The sequence below is a fragment of the Lysinibacillus sp. CNPSo 3705 genome (assembly GCF_028674935.1).
In the GTDB taxonomy this organism is placed as follows: Bacteria; Bacillota; Bacilli; order Bacillales_A; family Planococcaceae; genus Lysinibacillus.
Window position 1 is genome coordinate 1 of record NZ_JAQZSD010000076.1, and the last position, 18,335, is coordinate 18,335.

At 37.8% G+C, this 18,335-nt stretch carries 17 protein-coding genes; 15 read left to right on the forward strand and 2 right to left on the reverse strand.

Features of this window, described 5'->3' with window-relative positions; genetic code table 11:
* The 11 genes from PVA17_RS21710 to cydS form a co-directional block, all read left to right on the forward strand.
* On the forward strand, nt 1-313 hold a 313-nt coding region (locus PVA17_RS21710; RefSeq protein ID WP_274068936.1), incomplete at its 5' end, for a sensor histidine kinase.
* Nucleotides 314-568: 255 nt separating this feature from the next.
* The gene (locus tag PVA17_RS21715; protein ID WP_274068937.1) at nt 569-1,762 is read left to right on the forward strand and encodes an NAD(P)/FAD-dependent oxidoreductase; all 1,194 of its coding nucleotides are present in this window, start codon (nt 569-571) and stop codon (nt 1,760-1,762) included.
* A gap of 25 nt (nt 1,763-1,787) precedes the next feature.
* Entirely contained in the window at nt 1,788-2,351 is a 564-nt protein-coding gene (locus PVA17_RS21720) for a helical membrane plugin domain-containing protein (RefSeq protein WP_132363816.1), read from the forward strand.
* Between the two features lie 20 nt (nt 2,352-2,371).
* Nucleotides 2,372-3,793 (forward strand): MBL fold metallo-hydrolase, encoded by a 1,422-nt coding sequence (locus PVA17_RS21725; protein WP_274068938.1) that lies wholly within the window; start codon nt 2,372-2,374, stop codon nt 3,791-3,793.
* 181 nt (nt 3,794-3,974) lie between these two features.
* On the forward strand, nt 3,975-4,313 hold the full coding sequence (locus PVA17_RS21730; RefSeq protein ID WP_132363812.1) for a rhodanese-like domain-containing protein: 339 nt from the start codon (nt 3,975-3,977) through the stop codon (nt 4,311-4,313).
* A gap of 82 nt (nt 4,314-4,395) precedes the next feature.
* The gene (locus tag PVA17_RS21735) at nt 4,396-5,433 is read left to right on the forward strand and encodes a PAS domain-containing sensor histidine kinase (RefSeq protein ID WP_402931399.1); all 1,038 of its coding nucleotides are present in this window, start codon (nt 4,396-4,398) and stop codon (nt 5,431-5,433) included.
* The gene (locus tag PVA17_RS21740) at nt 5,430-6,062 is read left to right on the forward strand and encodes a response regulator (protein ID WP_132363810.1); all 633 of its coding nucleotides are present in this window, start codon (nt 5,430-5,432) and stop codon (nt 6,060-6,062) included. Before PVA17_RS21735 ends, PVA17_RS21740 begins: the two co-directional genes overlap by 4 nt.
* A 455-nt stretch (nt 6,063-6,517) precedes the next feature.
* Nucleotides 6,518-7,294, forward strand: a complete 777-nt coding sequence (locus PVA17_RS21745) for a sulfite exporter TauE/SafE family protein (protein ID WP_274068940.1) — start codon at nt 6,518-6,520, stop codon at nt 7,292-7,294.
* 129 nt (nt 7,295-7,423) lie between these two features.
* Nucleotides 7,424-8,767 (forward strand): cytochrome ubiquinol oxidase subunit I, encoded by a 1,344-nt coding sequence (locus tag PVA17_RS21750; protein ID WP_274068941.1) that lies wholly within the window; start codon nt 7,424-7,426, stop codon nt 8,765-8,767.
* A complete protein-coding gene (locus PVA17_RS21755; protein ID WP_274068942.1) occupies nt 8,764-9,792 on the forward strand; it encodes a cytochrome d ubiquinol oxidase subunit II in 1,029 nt (342 codons plus the stop codon). Before PVA17_RS21750 ends, PVA17_RS21755 begins: the two co-directional genes overlap by 4 nt.
* An 11-nt stretch (nt 9,793-9,803) precedes the next feature.
* The gene (gene cydS / locus PVA17_RS25580) at nt 9,804-9,902 is read left to right on the forward strand and encodes a cytochrome bd oxidase small subunit CydS family protein (RefSeq protein ID WP_483308045.1); all 99 of its coding nucleotides are present in this window, start codon (nt 9,804-9,806) and stop codon (nt 9,900-9,902) included.
* A 294-nt stretch (nt 9,903-10,196) separates the two neighbouring features.
* On the opposite strand, the gene PVA17_RS21760 is transcribed toward cydS, so the two are convergent.
* Nucleotides 10,197-11,102 (reverse strand): TetR/AcrR family transcriptional regulator, encoded by a 906-nt coding sequence (locus PVA17_RS21760; protein ID WP_132363802.1) that lies wholly within the window; start codon nt 11,100-11,102, stop codon nt 10,197-10,199.
* Between the two features lie 157 nt (nt 11,103-11,259).
* On the opposite strand from PVA17_RS21760, the gene PVA17_RS21765 reads away from it, so the two are divergent.
* A complete protein-coding gene (locus PVA17_RS21765; RefSeq protein WP_132363800.1) occupies nt 11,260-12,774 on the forward strand; it encodes a DHA2 family efflux MFS transporter permease subunit in 1,515 nt (504 codons plus the stop codon).
* A 198-nt stretch (nt 12,775-12,972) separates the two neighbouring features.
* Here the strand turns inward: PVA17_RS21765 and PVA17_RS21770 are convergent, their stop codons facing one another.
* Nucleotides 12,973-15,159, reverse strand: coding sequence for an MMPL family transporter (locus tag PVA17_RS21770; protein ID WP_274068943.1), 2,187 nt, complete (start codon nt 15,157-15,159; stop codon nt 12,973-12,975).
* 124 nt (nt 15,160-15,283) lie between these two features.
* Between PVA17_RS21770 and PVA17_RS21775 the strand changes: the two genes are divergently transcribed.
* From PVA17_RS21775 to PVA17_RS21785, 3 genes are all read left to right on the forward strand, one after another.
* A complete protein-coding gene (locus PVA17_RS21775; protein ID WP_132363796.1) occupies nt 15,284-15,901 on the forward strand; it encodes a TetR/AcrR family transcriptional regulator in 618 nt (205 codons plus the stop codon).
* A 458-nt stretch (nt 15,902-16,359) separates the two neighbouring features.
* Nucleotides 16,360-16,788 (forward strand): helical membrane plugin domain-containing protein, encoded by a 429-nt coding sequence (locus tag PVA17_RS21780; protein WP_049667242.1) that lies wholly within the window; start codon nt 16,360-16,362, stop codon nt 16,786-16,788.
* 50 nt (nt 16,789-16,838) lie between these two features.
* Nucleotides 16,839-18,023: an NAD(P)/FAD-dependent oxidoreductase gene (locus PVA17_RS21785; RefSeq protein ID WP_132363794.1), complete on the forward strand. Its 1,185-nt coding sequence runs from the start codon at nt 16,839-16,841 to the stop codon at nt 18,021-18,023.
* The last annotated feature ends 312 nt before the right edge of the window (nt 18,024-18,335 follow it).

The following is an 18,335-nucleotide window of genomic DNA, read 5'->3' on the forward strand; positions in this document are numbered from 1 at the left end:
GCGCATTTTAGATAATCTCATAACGAATGCTAAAAAATATACGCCTGACGGTACAAAGGTAAATGTAGAAGCGCAAAATATAGGACAGGAGATTATGCTAACAATCGCCGACCAAGGTCCGGGAATTCCTCAGGAGGAGCTCGATAACCTCTTTGAGCGATATTATCGAGGGACAAATACGACAGACGATACAACGGGGACAGGCCTAGGATTGGCTATTACTAAGCAATTAATTGATTTACACAATAGTACCATTAGTGTCCAATCGGGAGCGGAAGGTACAGTGTTCATCATAAAGTTTAAATGTAAATAGGCGCTTTTTGGCCTCGAACAAACAACACCGCGTTATGATTATGAGCTCGTTTTAGATTGATAAAGTAAAGAAAACACTGTTAATTTGGGCAGTACAAGTGATGAAACATTCACCTTGTACTGCCTTTTTGTGCTATTTGAGTATTGGTGTGTAATTTTTTAGGGGATTACCCCTATATGAACAGCTCTCTCTTATACCTATTATTAAGGTGTAAAAGTTGTATACGAAAGACAGCATGATAAGGAGGATGTACACATGAAGACTTCTTTTAAAGTAGTCATCGTTGGAGGAGGAACGGCTGGTATTTCAGTAGCTGCACGTTTACTTCGTCAATCTCATTCGCTTCAAGGGGAGATTGCCATCATAGATCCTGCAGAAAAACATTATTATCAACCACTCTGGACATTGGTGGGAGGTGGTGCAGCAAATAAATGGGACTCTGAACGTGAAATGAGGTCCGTTATTCCTAAAGGAGCTGTTTGGTTAAAAGAAGCTGTTAGTAGTTTTGATCCCAATCAAAACCAGGTGCTAACACAAAATGGTACAACGTACACGTATGATTTTTTAGTCGTCGCTGGTGGGATAGAGATTAACTGGGGTGCTATTAAAGGGCTGAAGGAAGCACTTGGGACTAAAAGTGTATGCAGCAATTACTCTTTTGAGCATGTGGATTATACGTGGGAAACGATCCGTAATTTTAAAGAGGGAACAGCATTATTTACACATCCAAACACGCCAGTAAAATGTGGTGGTGCTCCACAGAAAATTATGCATTTAGCAGAGGACCATTTTAATAACGTCAATGTTCGTGACAATATTAACGTTATTTTTGGTTCGGCCAATCCAGCAATTTTCGATGTTTTAAAATACCGTGAAGCACTTGAAAAGGTAATTGAGCGGAAAAATATTGATGCTCGATTCCGTCGTAATTTGATTGAAATTAAGGCTGATGAAAAAATAGCTATCTTTGAAAATTTAGATACGGGCATATTAGAAGAAATTAAATACGACATGATTCATGTAACACCTTATATGTGTTCACCTGAATTTATTCGAACAAGTGCATTAGCAGACGAATGTGGCTGGGTAGATGTCGACAAATTTACTTTGCAACATAAAAAGTATAGCAATGTGTTTGGAATAGGCGACAATGCCAATCTCCCAACCTCCAAAACGGGTGCAGCTATACGTAAGCAAGCGCCTGTTGTGGCACAAAATCTTATTGCATTAATGCGACAACAGCCAATGACACAAATGTATAATGGCTACTCTTCTTGCCCGATTGTAACAGGCTACAACAAACTGATACTGGCTGAGTTTGATTACAATAAAGAGCCTGTCGAATCTATGCCTTTTAATCAGGCAGTGGAAAGATCCAGTATGTATTTCATGAAAAAGGATTTACTCCCTGTCATGTACTGGGATGGCATGTTGAAAGGCACAATGTAATTACAAATGAAGGGAGGCGACAAGCGTGGCTAATGCAACGGTAAGTATGAGCGAAGAATTATATCGAATAATCGAAACGCTTGAGAAACCAGAAGTTCGACACTCTTTACAGCGATTGTTAGATAAATTACCGAATGTAGAGCAAACGATAGATTCAGCTGAAAATGTTGTGGATTTTGGAAAAGCGGTATTGATGGATGAAAAGACAATAGATCGATACGAACAATTTGTCACTACTTATAATATAGGCTCAGAAACGATAACAGCTATTGTACAGCTTATAGAGAAATTGCCAAAGCTTGTTCAAATCATTCATCAGTTCGAAAACATCGTTGATTTTGGAAAAGCAGTACTTCAGGATAAACAAACGACAGACTATACAATGAATAATTTAAAGAGCTATATCGATCCATATGTTGAAAAAGGAAAGACAGGTTTAGATTTCGTAAAAATGGTACAGCAAAGAGCAGAAGAAAAGCCTCAGCATATTAATGTTTTTTCAATTGTTAAATGGCTGAAAGATCCTGCTGTTCAAAAAACACTGAATTATGTCCAATCGACATTAGATATTTTAAAAGAAAAAAATTGAGTATAAAGGGGAGTTTTAACATGTTATTACGATATTTTTACGATGAAAAATTAGCACATGCTTCTTATGTTGTGGGATGTCAGGCGAAGGGAGAAATGGTTATTGTTGATCCGATGCGTAATATTGAACCCTATCTTGCATTAGCAGAAAAAGAGAAGATGCAAATTGTTGGCGCATTAGAAACGCATATTCATGCTGATTTTGTAGCGGGGTCTCGTGAGTTAGCAGACCGTGTTGGAACAAAGATGTATATTTCCGATGAAGGGGATGCTGATTGGAAATATCAAAATCTGGAAGGTATTCCTCATCAATTATTAAAAGATGGTGATGAATTTAGTATAGGAAATCTTATTTTTAAAGTTATGCACACACCTGGGCATACGCCTGAAAGTATCTCCTTCCTATTAACGGATCGTGGCGGCGTAGCAGATAAACCAATGGGGATTTTTACGGGGGACTTTGTCTTTGTAGGTGATATTGGGCGCCCTGATTTACTAGAAAAAGCTGCTGGGATTCAGGGTACATCACTATCTGGCGCCAAAGCAATGTTTAAATCATTAGAACGCTTTAAGGCTTTACCAGATTACATGCAGCTTTGGCCGGCTCATGGAGCAGGTAGTGCTTGCGGTAAAGCATTAGGAGCTGTGCCGTCTTCAACAGTTGGGTATGAGAAACAATTCAACTGGGCTATGCAATTTGATGATGAACAAAAATTTATTGACGCATTATTAGATGGGCAACCGGAACCTCCTTATTATTTCGCTGTTATGAAGCGTGTCAATAAAGTAGGGATAGAACTTCTTAAGAATCTACCACCAGTGAAGGTCGTGTCAAGCTATGAAGAGGTTGCTCAACTTCTTGAGGATGGAAAGCAGGTTATTGATACACGTCCAGCGGAAGACTTTGCACAAGGATTTATCGCAGGTACACTAAACATTCCTGACAATAATTCTTTGACAAATTGGGCTGGTTGGCTAGTAGATTATACAAAACCATTATATTTACTAATTAATCCTTCGCAACTGGATGATATTTTAATAGCTTTACGTTCTATTGGTATCGACAATGTTGTTGGTTATGGGGATGTGACGAAAGTTTTGGAAGAGGCTAATGCTCTAGAAAGTTATGACAATATAACGCCTTTAGAAGCGAAGCCATTAATTGAAAGTGAAAAAGTTCATGTGTTGGATGTGCGCAATCAAACAGAATATGATGCGGGGCATATTGAAAACGCTCAGCATATTATGGTTGGTACATTATCGAAACGTTTAGATGAATTGCAAACAGATAAAAAAATTGTTGTACAATGCCAAGGCGGCGCTCGTTCTGCAATTGCTGTAAGTGTACTGAAAGCAAATGGCATTCATAACATTGTAAATTTAACGGGCGGCTACATGGCCTGGCAACAAGAGGTAATGGCTAAAAAAGAAAGTTATATTTAAAGAGGTTGTTCTAAAAGAAAAATAGCATACTAGTAATACTAGTCTGCTATTTTTCTTTGCTTAGCACTTTGGAAGATGAGAAGTAGAAATGGTTAAGTTTAATAAAAATGAATGATGAGACCTCGTCCGGCAAAGCGAAACGAATTTAAACAACCTTTTTCTCGTTAAAAGGGGTTAAAAAATGATTATTGTAAGTTTGAGTATATTCCTTCTTATTATTGGTAGAATTATTTATAAACGCCATGTCCCAGTGCGTCAAATACAGGAGTGTTTACCGCGGGAGTTAAATGCGGGAACGGTGATAGTGGATGTACGTGATTACAATGATTCTTACAAATCACTTACACCAAATGCATTAAATTTACCGATTTCCTATTTGGTCCGTCACATACATGAACTACCAAAAAAGCCCCTTCATATTATTGCATCAACACAGTTAGAAAAAAATATGAGTGTTCGTATCATTCGGAAAGCAGGGCATGAAGTTAAGAGTTATAGCTTGATAGAAGAAAAAGTATAGGGGCAAAGTATGTTGGCTGGTAACAAGGAAACTTAAAGGAATGCATTGATTCTTGTTGTACTTTCAATTTTAAGTCTGGAGTGTGTTTAAATTGGAGAAAGAACAGCTATATTTACAGCAAATATTTCAATATATTCAAGATGGAATTATGATTATGAATCACAAACGTGAGATTTTAATGATGAATCCCTCGGCGGAGCGGTTAACAGGGTGGAAATTAGGAGATCGAGTGCCCTTTTGTTCATTTTGTGAAAACCGCCAAAAGTCTCCAAGCGAACATACATGTTATTTAATTGAGCATAATGAAATTCCCTATTTTTTATCGAAAATGCCGACGTATCATGGTAGTAAGATAGATGTTGAAATGAGCACGGCATTGATGTATACAGACGGTAAAACAAACGAGCAAGAGTTTCTGCTTGTATTGAGAGATCAGACTCTTCAGTTAAAGGAAGAAGAGGCCCGGATATCAAAGCTTATTATTAAAAAGCTGATTGAGGCAAAAGAAGAAGAACATAAAAGGCTTGCGCAGGAATTACATGATGGCGTTGGCCAATCATTATATACAGTATCTGTTGCACTACAAGCGATTGAATCTTATGTCAAAGACAATGAAAAGCTAAATACGTATATTGAAGAAGTACGCAATGAGCTAGAGCAAGTAATGAATGATATTAAATTGTACTCCTATCAACTTCGCCCTCATAGCATTGATCAGTTAGGGATTACACCTACATTAGGCACTCTTGTCGATTCAGTGCAAAAGGTACATCCTGATATTACTATATCGTTAGAAACAAATTTTGAAGAACGTTGTCATCCATCTGTGGAAATAAATATTTATCGTGTCGTACAGGAGGCTTTGCACAATATTACTAAATATGCCAAAGCTTCTAAAGTCGTCATTCGGCTCGAAAAGAAAGCTACAAATTTAACGCTCCATATAGAAGATGATGGCGTAGGATTTAATTTACAGCAAGTGAAGAAAGAAGGGCTTGGCTTAAAGCATATGGAGGAGCGAATTACATTATTAGGCGGATTTTTTAATATTACTTCAGCTCACAATAAAGGTACACAAATTAGTATCCAAGTACCTAATTGGAAGGATGACTTTAGATGATTCGTGTTTTAGTAGTAGATGATCATGTGCTAATCCGAAAAGGAATTGTTCTTTTATTGGAAAATTATATGGATATAGAGGTTGTAGGTGAAGCGGGTGATGGAGCGGAGGCGATCACTCAGGCAATATCATTAAACCCGGATGTCATTTTGATGGACGTATCCATTCCGAATGGGTTAGATGGATTTACGGCTACTCAAGAAATTCATAAGCAAATGCCTAACGTGAAAATTATTATGTTAACAATGCACAATGAAGTTGCTTATATTCAAAAAGCGATTGCTGTTGAAGCCCATGGCTATATTTTAAAAAATAGTCAAGGTGGAATTCTCTATGAGGCTATCCATGCTGTATATAGTGGTCGCATATATTACAACGTTGGTATTCCACAGGAGCAGTTGGATAAATTATTTGAACATAAAGGGCATGAGGATCAATGCATTTTAACTGTGCGTGAGCAGGAGATAATGAGGCTAACAGTTCTAGGGTATACGAATATCCAAATTGCTGGGCAACTATTTATTAGTAGTAAAACGGTTGAAAATCATAAATCAAATATTATGCAAAAGCTCGATTTAAGTAATAAAGCTGAGCTTATTCAGTATGGGCTTGCAAATAACTATATGTAACAACGTCTTGTTGTTAGAAGCTGTGTGCTATGTCCAATGAAAAAATAAATATCAAAAGCATTAAACTGGTTACAGAAGATCGCTCAAACGTGAGTGGTCTTTTTTTTATCTCCGTTCAGTAAATATCCAAACATCTGCTGGAATAGAGAAACTCAGTCTATGAACGCCACGTACTATGGCAATACCGAAATGACCGACATCGTGTCAGCCCTCATGTTGCCGCTGGTGTTACGCTTTCACGGATAAAACATCTGCCGCTGGCGCTACGCTTTCGCGCAAAAAAACTGCTGCTGCCACAAAAACCGACTCTGGACGTAATTATGCCAATTGATTCTATCCAAAATAATTTGCAATATTGTCACAGTGAGTAAAGCTAATAGTGGAAAACCCCTATATGTCTGAAATTACAGCAGGACTATACTGAAAGCACATAAATAAAAGGAGATGCAAGCACAGTGGATATAACATTTATAATTGTCATTTTCTTGATTGGATTCGTTGGATCTTTTGTGTCCGGTATGTTGGGAATAGGCGGTTCAATCATTAAATACCCAATGCTACTCTATATACCGCCACTTTTTGGCTTAGTCGCATTTTCAGCACATGAAGTTTCAGGCATCAGTGCGGTACAAGTGTTTTTTGCGTCGATAGCAGGTGTTTGGGCATATCGAAAGGGTGGCTATCTTAATAAGCCTCTCATTATTTATATGGGTGGAGCAATTTTAGCTGGTAGCTTTGTTGGGAGCTACGGATCACAGTTTTTATCTGAAAACAGTGTGAATATCGTATACGGCGTTTTAGCATTGATTGCAGCTGTGATGATGTTTGTTCCTAAGAAACAAATCGATGATAAGCCGATGAATGAAGTGACATTCAACAAGCCACTAGCGGCGATTTTAGCATTTATTGTCGGGATTGGTTCAGGGATTGTTGGTGCTGCAGGTGGTTTCTTGCTTGTTCCGATAATGCTTGTAGTGCTCGGTATTCCAACGCGTATGACGATTGCCACTAGCCTAGCTATTACGTTTATCTCATCGATCGGAGGAACAATCGGAAAGTTAATGACAGGGCAAGTCGATTACTATCCTGCGGTCATCATGATAGTGGCAAGTTTACTGGCGGCTCCACTTGGCGCAAAAGTAGGTAAAAAAATGAATACGAAAATTTTGCAAAGTATTTTAGCAGTACTCATCTTAGCGACAGCCATTAAAATTTGGGTTGATTTACTATGATGAAAAAACAAAAGGTTGCTACGTATAAATCACATGAGAAAAAGCTGATACTTATAAGTTTTTTAGTAGCTGGAATAATGTTTCTTTCGATAATTGGGAGAATTTTTAGTACCTAGGAGATGAAATAAAATGAATGATTCAGCTGTAATGTGGAGTCGGGCCTTAACAGAGTTAACATTGTCATTCCATATCGTTTACGCGACAATTGGCGTCGGTATACCTTTAATGATCATGATTGCTCAATGGGTTGGATTGAAAAATAATGACGAACACTATCTATTACTCGCAAGAAGATGGGCAAGAGGATTTGTGATTACTGTGGCAATTGGAGTTGTCACTGGTACTGCGATTGGATTGCAACTATCGCTACTATGGCCAAACTTTATGGAATTGGCTGGTCAGGTAATCGCATTACCATTGTTTATGGAAACGTTCGCGTTCTTTGTTGAAGCTATTTTCTTAGGGCTTTATTTATATACATGGGATCGATTCAAAAATCCAAAGAGACATCTTTTATTATTGATCCCGGTAGCTATTGGTGCCTCTATGTCGGCTGTTTTTATTACGATAGTGAATGCATTTATGAACGCACCACAGGGCTTTGACCTTGTAGATGGAGAGCTTGTAAATATTCAACCAGTACTAGCTATGTTAAATCCCGCAATGCCAACAAAGGTAGCGCATGTATTAGTAACATCTTATATGACAGCAGCATTTTTATTAGCTTCTATTGCAGCCTACCGTATGCTCCGAGGGTCGAAGCATGTGTATCATAAAAAAGCCTTACATCTTTTATTGAAACTTGGACTAGTATTTTCGCTAGCGGCACTCGTTGTAGGTGACTTTTCAGGGAAGTATTTAGCTGAATATCAACCAGAAAAATTAGCTGCTGCAGAATGGCATTTTGAAACAAAAGAGGATGCTTCGCTTGTGCTATTCGGCGTGCTGGATGGAGAAGAAGTGAAATACGCCATTAAAGTACCATACGCACTAAGTGTCTTGGCGCATAATAATCCTTTTGCTGAAGTAAAAGGTTTAGATCAATTTTCGAACGATGAACAGCCACCTCTTTATATCCATTATTTGTTTGACATCATGGTAGTAATCGGAACTTTATTAATAGTTGTAGCAGTCAGTTATGTGCTAGGTAAATGGCGGGGATGGAAGTTTATTTCTTCACAAAGCTTTAAGAGAATAGTAGTAGCAAGTGGTCCATTATCGCTTATTGCTGTAGAGGCAGGTTGGTGGTTTGCGGAAGTAGGGCGCCAGCCATGGATACTTCGTGGTTATATGAAAACGGCGGAAGCTGCCACGACAAGTGGTCAAGTCGATATTATGCTAATCCTATTTGCAGGGCTGTACATTGTATTAGCGATAGGAAGTATCGTTGTCCTTATCCGTATGTTCCGTAACAATCCGATTGAACTTGAAATGGAAGAACATAAACAAGTGGAAGGATGTGCAGGGCAATGAGCTTAGAGATATTAGGAATTTCAGTACTATGGTTATTTCTTTTCGGCTATGTCATTGTTGCGTCCATAGACTTTGGAGCGGGCTTCTTTAATGCTTATAGTGTCTTGATTGGAAAAGACCAAATACTAGCCAATATTATTAAGCGCTATTTATCTCCGGTATGGGAAATTACCAATGTCTTCCTTGTATTTTTCTTTGTTGGAATGGTAGGTTTCTTTCCTCAAACAGCTTATTATTACGGCACAATTTTGCTAGTGCCAGTCAGTATTTCATTAATATTGATAGCAATTAGAGGGAGCTATTATGCATTTGAATCCTACAGTGAAAAAGGTGGACACATTGGTTATACAATGATGTACGGAATTACTGGTTTATTTATACCAGCATCCCTTTCTATTGTGTTAACGATATCTGAGGGAGGGTTCGTGAAAATTGTAAATAAAGAACCACATTTGCAAATTGCTAAACTTTTCACGAATCCGTTAACTTGGTCTATTGTGCTATTAAGTATAGTGGCAGTATTGTATATTTCGGCTGTTTTTTTAACATGGTATGGGAAAAGAGCACGAGATGAACATGCTTCAGATTTAATGAGAAAATATGCGCTCGGTTGGTCTTTGCCGCTCGTAATAAGTGTAATAGGGATTATGGTGGAGTTAAAGGGACATGTGCCTGAGCATTATGAAAATATGTTAAATCTATGGTGGCTTTTCGCCATTTCAGGTGTGTTATTTCTTATAACATTAATTCTTTTATTTAAAAAGGAAAACTATGGTTTAGCCGTCTTTTTAATGGTCGCTCAGTTTGGCTTTGCATTTTTTGGCTATGGTATTTCACATTATCCGTATTTACTGTATCCGTATATATCGGTCTATGATAGCTTTACAAATGAAACAATGGCGATAGCATTAGTGATAGCGTTTGTTGGAGGATTAGTTCTACTCGTACCTTCACTATATTTAGTAATGAAATGGTTTGTGTTTGATCGTGATTATGCTTGCGGCAAACATGATCATCATGCATAGGGGGAACTATAATGAATCAATTTATTATTTTGTATGCACCTTTTCTTGTAGTAGCTATTAGCATTGGGATTGGCTTTTGGCTAGGGCCGAAAGATCATCAAATTAAATGATAAATGTCTTCATCATTGTATGAGAGTTGATTTCCGTTCCGACTGGGCGCTTTGTTGCTGTCGCTTCGCTTTCGCGCGGAGCAGAGCTTCCTGGGGGCGTCTGATGAGCCACTTCACTCGTGTTCCTCTATTGCTGATCCCCAAGGAGTCGCCCAGTCTTCACTCCAATCAACTTATAGGTTTATTAAATGCGCATAAAAAATTAATTTATTAGGATAGAAGCTTAAAAAGAAGCTAGATGGAAAGTCATGGTGTTTGACTTTCTATTTAGCTTCTTTTATTTATATGGTTATTTTACTTGATGCACCGCTCTGATGGTCGTTCAATTTTTACATAGCGCCATAAGCTATTAGCGATATCACGTGCCTCTTCTGCGTGTTCGGTTCCAACGAATGCTTTACGGAAAGGTGTAAGAAGTGATTCGATAATGAACAGCTTTGGTTTCTCACGCTGTAATTCCTCTAATAAGAATTCCACGTATTCTAACCCTTCAACTGTTTCGTTCTTAGCTAGTCCTTTTTTAAAGCCTGTTAATTGCTCGATGACCGTTTCTTTATTAACCGTTTTAAAATTCGCGACGTTTTGGATCGTATTGATCATTTCTGTACTAATGATGATTTCTTTTGATTCAAGCATAACGGGTATAATTACGCTAATATTGCGTAATGCTACACGTACAATGGCTTCTCGATTTATATATTTATAGTCAGCAATTAAGACTGCGCGTAATGTAAGGTTAATCATACCAAGTGTCTGTACCGCGCATTCATAACTAATTGGACTAACTTCTTCTCCAAAAACTTGTACAAGTCGATTGGCTAGCCACTCCAGCTCTTGTAAATAATAGTTTAAAATTATTTTTTTTAATTCAATATCCCTAGAATGGAAAATCGATTCAAAAATTTGAATTAAATTATGTTCTCGATTGACATACATGAGTACTGCAACTTGCTGTGTTAATACTTCTAAATCAGTAGGATCCTTACCATAAAGAAGTTCGTGGCGGCGATTACTTGCTTCTTCGCGACCTTCATCTAATATGGCGATTAAACATTCATTTTTAGAAGAAAAGTGATTATAAAATGTACCCTTTGAAATTTTTGCTGCACTAATGATGTCGTTCATCGATGCATCCACGAATCCTTTTTCAATAAAAAGAGCACGGGCAGCAGTAATGATTTGTCGTTTTCTTTTGTTCATAACCTCACCTTTTTTAAAATATTATACTCTTATTCTATATTGAAAACGCTTATATATCAATGTTTTTAAATTTTATAGTCTTAACTGTTGAAAAAAATAGACTGCGAGTATAAAATAAGTTTTATCGAAAAAACAAAGAAAGAATTGAGGGATATAAATGAATAGTGAGCAAACATTGAAAAAGCCCCCCTATGGGATGATTAGTATTTTATTTGTGGGTGCTTTTGTTGCTTTTCTAAATAACACATTGTTGAATGTTGCATTACCAACAATCATGAAAGATTTTGGTATAACGTATTCATCCGTACAATGGCTCGCAACAGGTTATATGCTTGTAAGTGGTATTTTAGTACCTGCTTCAGCATTCTTTGTAACACGCTTTAAAAATAGACATTTATTTATTGCAGCAATGTCAGTCTTTACAATCGGTACGGTAATGGCGGGCTTTGCACCTAACTTCGGTACACTTTTAGCAGGTCGTATGGTGCAGGCAGCAGGTGCAGCAAGTATGTCACCACTTCTAATGAACGTAATGCTGATTAGTTTCCCGAAAGAAAAACGTGGGGCAGCAATGGGTATTTTCGGTCTAGTTATGATTTCGGCACCAGCGATCGGTCCTACATTATCTGGATATATTGTTGAGCACCATGATTGGCGTATGCTATTCCAAATGATCATTCCGTTTGCGGTCATTAGTTTATTGTTTGGTATTTGGAAATTAGATAATGTAATGGAGACACGTAAAGTTCATTTAGATGTCCCATCAGTACTATTATCAACAATTGCATTCGGTGGTATTCTATATGGTTTCAGTACGGCAGGGGATAAGGGCTGGTCAAGTCCTTGGGTATATGGCACAATTTCAGCTGGCCTTCTTGCTTTAATCATCTTCATATTTAAACAACTACGTATGGATCAGCCTTTGCTGGAATTACGTATTTATAAATACCCAATGTTCGCGTTGGGTTCAGCTATTTCGGTTATCGTGTCAATGGCTATGTTCTCTGGGATGATTTTAACGCCTGCATATGTACAATCGATTCGTGGAATTGATCCATTTAAAGCAGGTTTAATGATGCTTCCTGGGGCACTTGCAATGGGGATTATGTCGCCGATTACAGGTAAACTGTTCGATAAATTTGGACCACGTGTACTAGCAATTATCGGTTTAACGATTACAACTATTGCATCATTCGGTTTAACAAAATTAGAAATAGATTCAAGTTATACATTTATTGTGTCATTGTACACAATTCGTATGTTTGGTCTGTCAATGGTTATGATGCCGATTATGACAAACGGCTTAAACCAATTACCACAAATGATGAACCCACACGGTACAGCTATTAATAATACTGTACAGCAAGTGGCAGGGGCAATTGGTAGTGCCGTGATGGTAACGTTCATGAATAACCGTACAAAAGCAAAAGCCGAAGAATTAATTGCAGATGCAAAAGCGAATGCAGCACAATCAGGTGTTGCACCGACACCAGAACAAATGCAGCAAATGCAAGATCACATTATGCAAAATGCTTTATTAGATGGTATTACACACTCATTCTTCATAGCGGCATGTATTACAGTTGTTGCACTTGTGCTCGCATTCTTCTTAAAACGTGTTAAAGTTGAAAGCGCAGCTGCTTCAATGGATTTGAAAAAACCAACAAAATAATTATGAGTTGATATGCTCCCCTATAGATAAATGGATGAAAATTATATTTCTGTTTATCGAAGGGGAGTTTTTTAGATGCATTCTAGCAACGTATTGTTGTATCGGCACTAAAAAAGCACGGATATTAGCGACAGCTAAAGGATGGATGAGTATTTTAAAATCATCCTAACCTTTTACGCAAATGTCCGTGCAGTAATTTTAATCATTCTTTTTAAATAATGCTCCTGGCCAAAACGCATATTTACCGAGAACAGTAGTAATAGCAGGTACTAGCAATGGACGTACAATGAATGTATCAAGCAACACGCCAATTGCCGTAACGACACCGAACTGAACTAGTACTTGAATAGGTAAGGTAGCAAGGACAGCGAATGTTCCAGCTAAAATTAGACCAGCAGATGTAATAACGCTTCCTGTTCGTACGACACCTTCCTCAATAGCTGTTATATGATCTACTGTTCTGCGCTTTTTCCAAATTTCCGAAATCATAAAGATATTATAATCCTCACCGAGAGCCACTAAAAACACAAATGCATAGAGTGGAATTGCTCCTGAAATGGCATCTGTCCCCATTACATAGTGTAAAATTAGCCAACCTGCACCAAGTGCCCCGAAATAAGAAATAATAACTGTTGCTAATAAGTAAACAGTAGCTGTTATAGAACGTAGATAAATGAATAATAATAAAGCAATTAAAGCAATCATTGTTGGCATAATAACAGTTTCATCGCGTACAATTAATTGCTGTGTATCATATTGACTAGCTGTTTCGCCGCCAATCCAAATATGTTTATGTGCATCTTTTATACCTTCATTCTCAAGCATTTTTATAACCGCTGCTTTAAGTTCTGGAATATGAGCTAACGATTCCTTAGCATAAGGATTAGCGTTTAAAGAAATCTCGTATAATTGGATAGCGTTATTTTTCTCTCCAATTCGGCTATTTGCAACACTATCAATATAAGAGATTTCAGCTAATCGCTGCTGCAAGTGGATATCTCTACCCTCAGTATCAATGATGAGCTGAACTGGAGCTAATTCGCCAGGTGAAAAATTTTCTTCTATTAAATTAAAGCCTTCTCGGGATGGCATATTCTCAGGAAATGACGATAATAGATCAAACGTATACTGAATACGTGGTACGAAAGCTGCTAACCCACCGAGGAACAGTAAAGTAACAACAATGATCACCCATGGTTTATGCGTTACAGTGCGCCCGATTGCACGACTTATTTTATGTGTTGGTTTGTGCTGTTTTCTTCCTTTTTTATAAGCCATATCCTCTGTTCGTGGTATGAATGGAAAGAAGACAACGCGACCTATAATAACAAGAATTGCTGGAAGTACAACTAATGCTGCAACACCCATCACCAGTACACCAAAGCTAAACGGAATTGCAAAACGTTGGAATGCACCATAATGGGCAAGGCTAAGAGTAGCTAAACCAATAACAACCGTTAATGCACTCATCATAATCGCACCGCCAGACTCCTTTATAGTAAGCTTCATGGCAGTAGTCTTATCTTCGATATGAAATAATACTTCTCGATACTTTGATATTAAAAATAAACAATAGTCTGTACCTGCTCCAAAGAGTAATACAGTCATAATAGAGACAGCCTGTGAGTCCTTATCGATCCATCCATGATCGGCGAAAAAGCCGAGCGTTGGACTTATAACGACGTAGGCAAGAGCAACAACCAATAATGGAATAATGGCTAATAACGGTGAACGGTAAATAATAATTAGTAATACTAAAACAAGGAGCACTGTTGCAATTAGTAATTTAACATCAGCTTGGGAGAATAAACTGACAGCATCCGTAGCGATACCAACCGGTCCAGAATAACGCACATGAAGATTGTCACTAACTAAGTCTTTTTCTAGTTGGATATTATACTTATCCATTGTTTTTGTTAATGTCTTTAAACTCTCTCGTAACGCATCCGTAGCCACACCCTTTTCAAAGAAAACAGGAGTGACAATTGTTGTGCCGTTGTCAGATGCTGACGCTAAAAAGGCTTGAGGTGGCATTTTATCATAGGGTGGAATAATAGTTTGATTTGCTAAAGGTTTAGCTTTAAGCTCTCCGTAAACTTTTTGGATAGCAATAAAATCATCAGTAGTTAGCCCGCTATCTCGATGCCAGACGAGTAATAATGGTGTACCTGCATCATTCGGAAATTGTTCTGCAATAATAGCTGCTGCCTGCTGAGACATTTCACTTTCGGGTAAGTTTTTACCAGATTCACTCTTAATACTATTAATCTGTGGCCAGGCAAATGACAGTACAACAACAAGTGCAATCCAAAAGGTGAGGGCTAAAAAGCGCCCTTTTTTACTTGTTACCATTGAGCCCCATTGCTCTAGTGGGTGCTTTTTCATTTAAAGACCTCCGTTTCATGTAAGTAATTTTAATTATATATACCAGAAGGTTAATTAATCAATTGTAAATAAATTATATGCTATACTATGTCTAAAATTAATCCTTTATAAGGAGGCGGAATTGTTGAAGCAGTCACCACGTGTTCTCGGAAGACCTCGCCATGATGAGAATGCGAAACCAAAAAAAGATATTGTTCTTGAAACGGCAACGAGGCTTTTTATCAAAGAAGGCTATAAAAATATTTCGATGGCTGACGTAGCAAAAGCTTGTAACGTTACAAAGGCTACTATCTATTACTATTACCCGACTAAAGGGGATTTATATACATCAGCGTTGCTGGAAATGATGAATCAAATTAAACTGTCCATTTTACAGATATTGAAGGAGTCAATATCATTTAAAGATCGGTTGGAGAAGCTTGTTGAAATTCATTTATCGGCCACTGTAGATATTGATATGAAAAATTTTATGAGAGAAGCGACGATTAATTTATCGGAATCTCAATTAAAAGAAGTGCAAGCATCAGAAAATAATATGTATAAAACGATAGAGCAGGCGATGCAGTTAGAGATGGAACTAGGCACGATTCGGAAAGGGAATCCTACTTTTTTTGCCCATTCGTTTATGGCTTTAATGTCAGTAGGATACGTTAAAGATGGGGAAGGGAAAAGGATATTTCAATCAGAAGCTATGGCCGCGAGAGAAATTATTGATTTTTTCTGGAAATCTGTTGAAAAATGATCACCTCCATTTTATGTAATATTAATGCTGAAAATAAAATAAGTATTACGCAATCGATTTAGGGGAAGCTTAGATCAAAGGTATTTTAATAAAATTGAGATTAAAAATATTGTATTTGGGCTACAAAGCAAACATAATTACAAATATTTAGTTACAAATCAATGAATTTTGAAAAGATTGTCGAAATTGTGATTTAGCTCATTGAAATAATATACAAACAACCTTATAATGGAGGTTGTAACGTCACCAAGACAAGATAGGATGAATTATGATGCGCTTTTTGCAAAATAAAGTTAACATTGTAATAACAAATTATACGAATTGCTATCCAGCTCTTGAGACTGGTGATTTGTAAGATATAAGCGCTGTAACGACTGTTAAGAAGTGCCTTAATGGTCTTTTTTACATGGAAGCAATAAAATTAAAATAGTGATAGTGATGGCAAAGGAGAGTTCAAAATGTCAGAAACGAAAAACCAAACACAGTCTGAACAATTAACTGTGAGTCAAGAACAACTGGATGTGCTAGATCAATTATTAAAGCCTGAGGTTCAGGAATCACTTACAACTTTAGTTGAACAATTACCTAAGTTAACTGAAATGATGACGCTATTAACAAAATCATATGAGTTTGCTCAAGCTGTTGCAACTGACGAAGTACTTAAAAATGATACTGTTGGTGCGGTAACAGAAATGGCTGGCCCAGTAGTAGGCTCAGCTAAAAACCTTGCAGCTACTGCAATTGAAGCGAAAGACCGTGCTTCTGAAAGCCAAGAAGTAATTGGTTTATTCGGTCTTATGAAAATGTTAAAAGACCCACAAGTTCAAGGTGTTTTCCGTTTTGTTAATGCTTTCTTACAAGTAAGCGCTGAACGTAAAGCTAAATAAGACTCGACTTGAGATATATTCAAAACGTACGGACGGAGGATTAATTAATCATGTCAAAAGAAATCGTCATCTTAGGTGCTGGTTACGCTGGCGTTTTAACTGCATTAACAGCACGTAAGTATCTATCAGCTGATGAAGCTAAAATTACTGTAGTAAACCAATTCCCAACACACCAAATCATCACTGAACTTCACCGTTTAGCTGGTGGTACTATTGCTGAAGGTGCTGTTGCTTTACCACTTAAAAAAATCTTTAAAGGTTTAGATATCGATTTACAAATCGCTAAAGTTACAAAATTCAATGTAGACAGTAAAAAAGTTGACCTAGATACTGGATATACTTTAAATTACGATACTTTAGTAGTAGCTTTAGGTAGCCAAACTGGATTCTTTGGTATCCCTGGATTAGAAGAAAACTCTATGGTTCTTAAATCAGTGAACGAAGCAAATAAAATTAACAAACACATCGAAGATCGTATTAAAGCATATGCACAAACAAAAGACGAAGCAGATGCAACAATCGTTATCGGTGGTGGCGGTTTAACAGGTGTAGAGCTTGTTGGTGAAATCGTGGACAACTTCCCGAAAATCGCAGCAAAACACGGTGTTAACTTTGCTGATCTTAAAATTAAACTTGTTGAAGCTGGTCCAAAAATCTTACCAGTACTTCCGGATACACTTATCCAACGTGCAACTGAAAGCTTAACAAAACGTGGCGTTGAATTCATTACAGGTACTCCTGTAACAGGCGTTGATGGCAATGTTATCTCTCTTAAAGATCGCGAACCAATCGTTGCTAATACACTTATTTGGACAGGTGGGGTAGCGCCACTTCCAATCGTAGGCGAGTCTGGCCTTGCTGCTGACCGCGGTAAAGCTACGATTAACGAGTTCTTACAATCTACATCTCACGACGATGTATTCGTAATCGGTGACGCATCTGTTGCATTACCAGCTGATGGTGGGCGTCCACTATATGCACCAACTGCTCAAGTTGCATGGCAAATGGGTGAGTGCGCTGGTTATAACTTATTCGCACAATACAAAAACCAAGAGATGAAGCCTTTCTCTGCAATTAACTCTGGTACACTTGCAAGCTTAGGCCGTAAAGACGCTGTTGCGACGATCGGTGCTAGCAACACACAACTTAAAGGTCTTCCTGCAACACTTATGAAAGAAGCGTCTAACATTCGCTATCTTACACATATTAAAGCGCTATTCGGCTTAGCGTATTAATTTTATGGGCATGAATCAATAGTAATATTGATTCATGCTTTTTTGTTTTGATAAGGTAAACGTAGAATTTTAGGGAAAGTGAATACCAACTGTAAAAAGTCAAAGCAACGGAAGGAAATCAGAGTGACGAAAAGAAGAGTCCGGGCGACGGAAGGAACAGTCAGAACGACGGAAAGAAGAGCCAGAGCGACGGAAAGAGCAGTCAAAGCGACGGAAGGAAATCAGAGCGACGGAAAGAAGAGCCCGGGCGACGGAAGGAACAGTCAGAACGACGGAAAGAAGAACCAGAGCGACGGAAAGAGCAGTCAAAGC

Coding starts and splice junctions, on each gene's coding strand:
- PVA17_RS21760 (WP_132363802.1), bottom strand. CDS start 11,102: ATGAACAAAAGAAAACGACAAATCATTACTGCTGCCCGTGCTCTTTTT.
- PVA17_RS21785 (WP_132363794.1), top strand. CDS start 16,839: ATGTCAAAAGAAATCGTCATCTTAGGTGCTGGTTACGCTGGCGTTTTA.
- PVA17_RS21765 (WP_132363800.1), top strand. CDS start 11,260: ATGAATAGTGAGCAAACATTGAAAAAGCCCCCCTATGGGATGATTAGT.
- PVA17_RS21715 (WP_274068937.1), top strand. CDS start 569: ATGAAGACTTCTTTTAAAGTAGTCATCGTTGGAGGAGGAACGGCTGGT.
- PVA17_RS21740 (WP_132363810.1), top strand. CDS start 5,430: ATGATTCGTGTTTTAGTAGTAGATGATCATGTGCTAATCCGAAAAGGA.
- PVA17_RS21730 (WP_132363812.1), top strand. CDS start 3,975: ATGATTATTGTAAGTTTGAGTATATTCCTTCTTATTATTGGTAGAATT.
- PVA17_RS21725 (WP_274068938.1), top strand. CDS start 2,372: ATGTTATTACGATATTTTTACGATGAAAAATTAGCACATGCTTCTTAT.
- cydS (WP_483308045.1), top strand. CDS start 9,804: ATGAATCAATTTATTATTTTGTATGCACCTTTTCTTGTAGTAGCTATT.
- PVA17_RS21750 (WP_274068941.1), top strand. CDS start 7,424: ATGAATGATTCAGCTGTAATGTGGAGTCGGGCCTTAACAGAGTTAACA.
- PVA17_RS21770 (WP_274068943.1), bottom strand. CDS start 15,159: ATGAAAAAGCACCCACTAGAGCAATGGGGCTCAATGGTAACAAGTAAA.
- PVA17_RS21755 (WP_274068942.1), top strand. CDS start 8,764: ATGAGCTTAGAGATATTAGGAATTTCAGTACTATGGTTATTTCTTTTC.
- PVA17_RS21780 (WP_049667242.1), top strand. CDS start 16,360: ATGTCAGAAACGAAAAACCAAACACAGTCTGAACAATTAACTGTGAGT.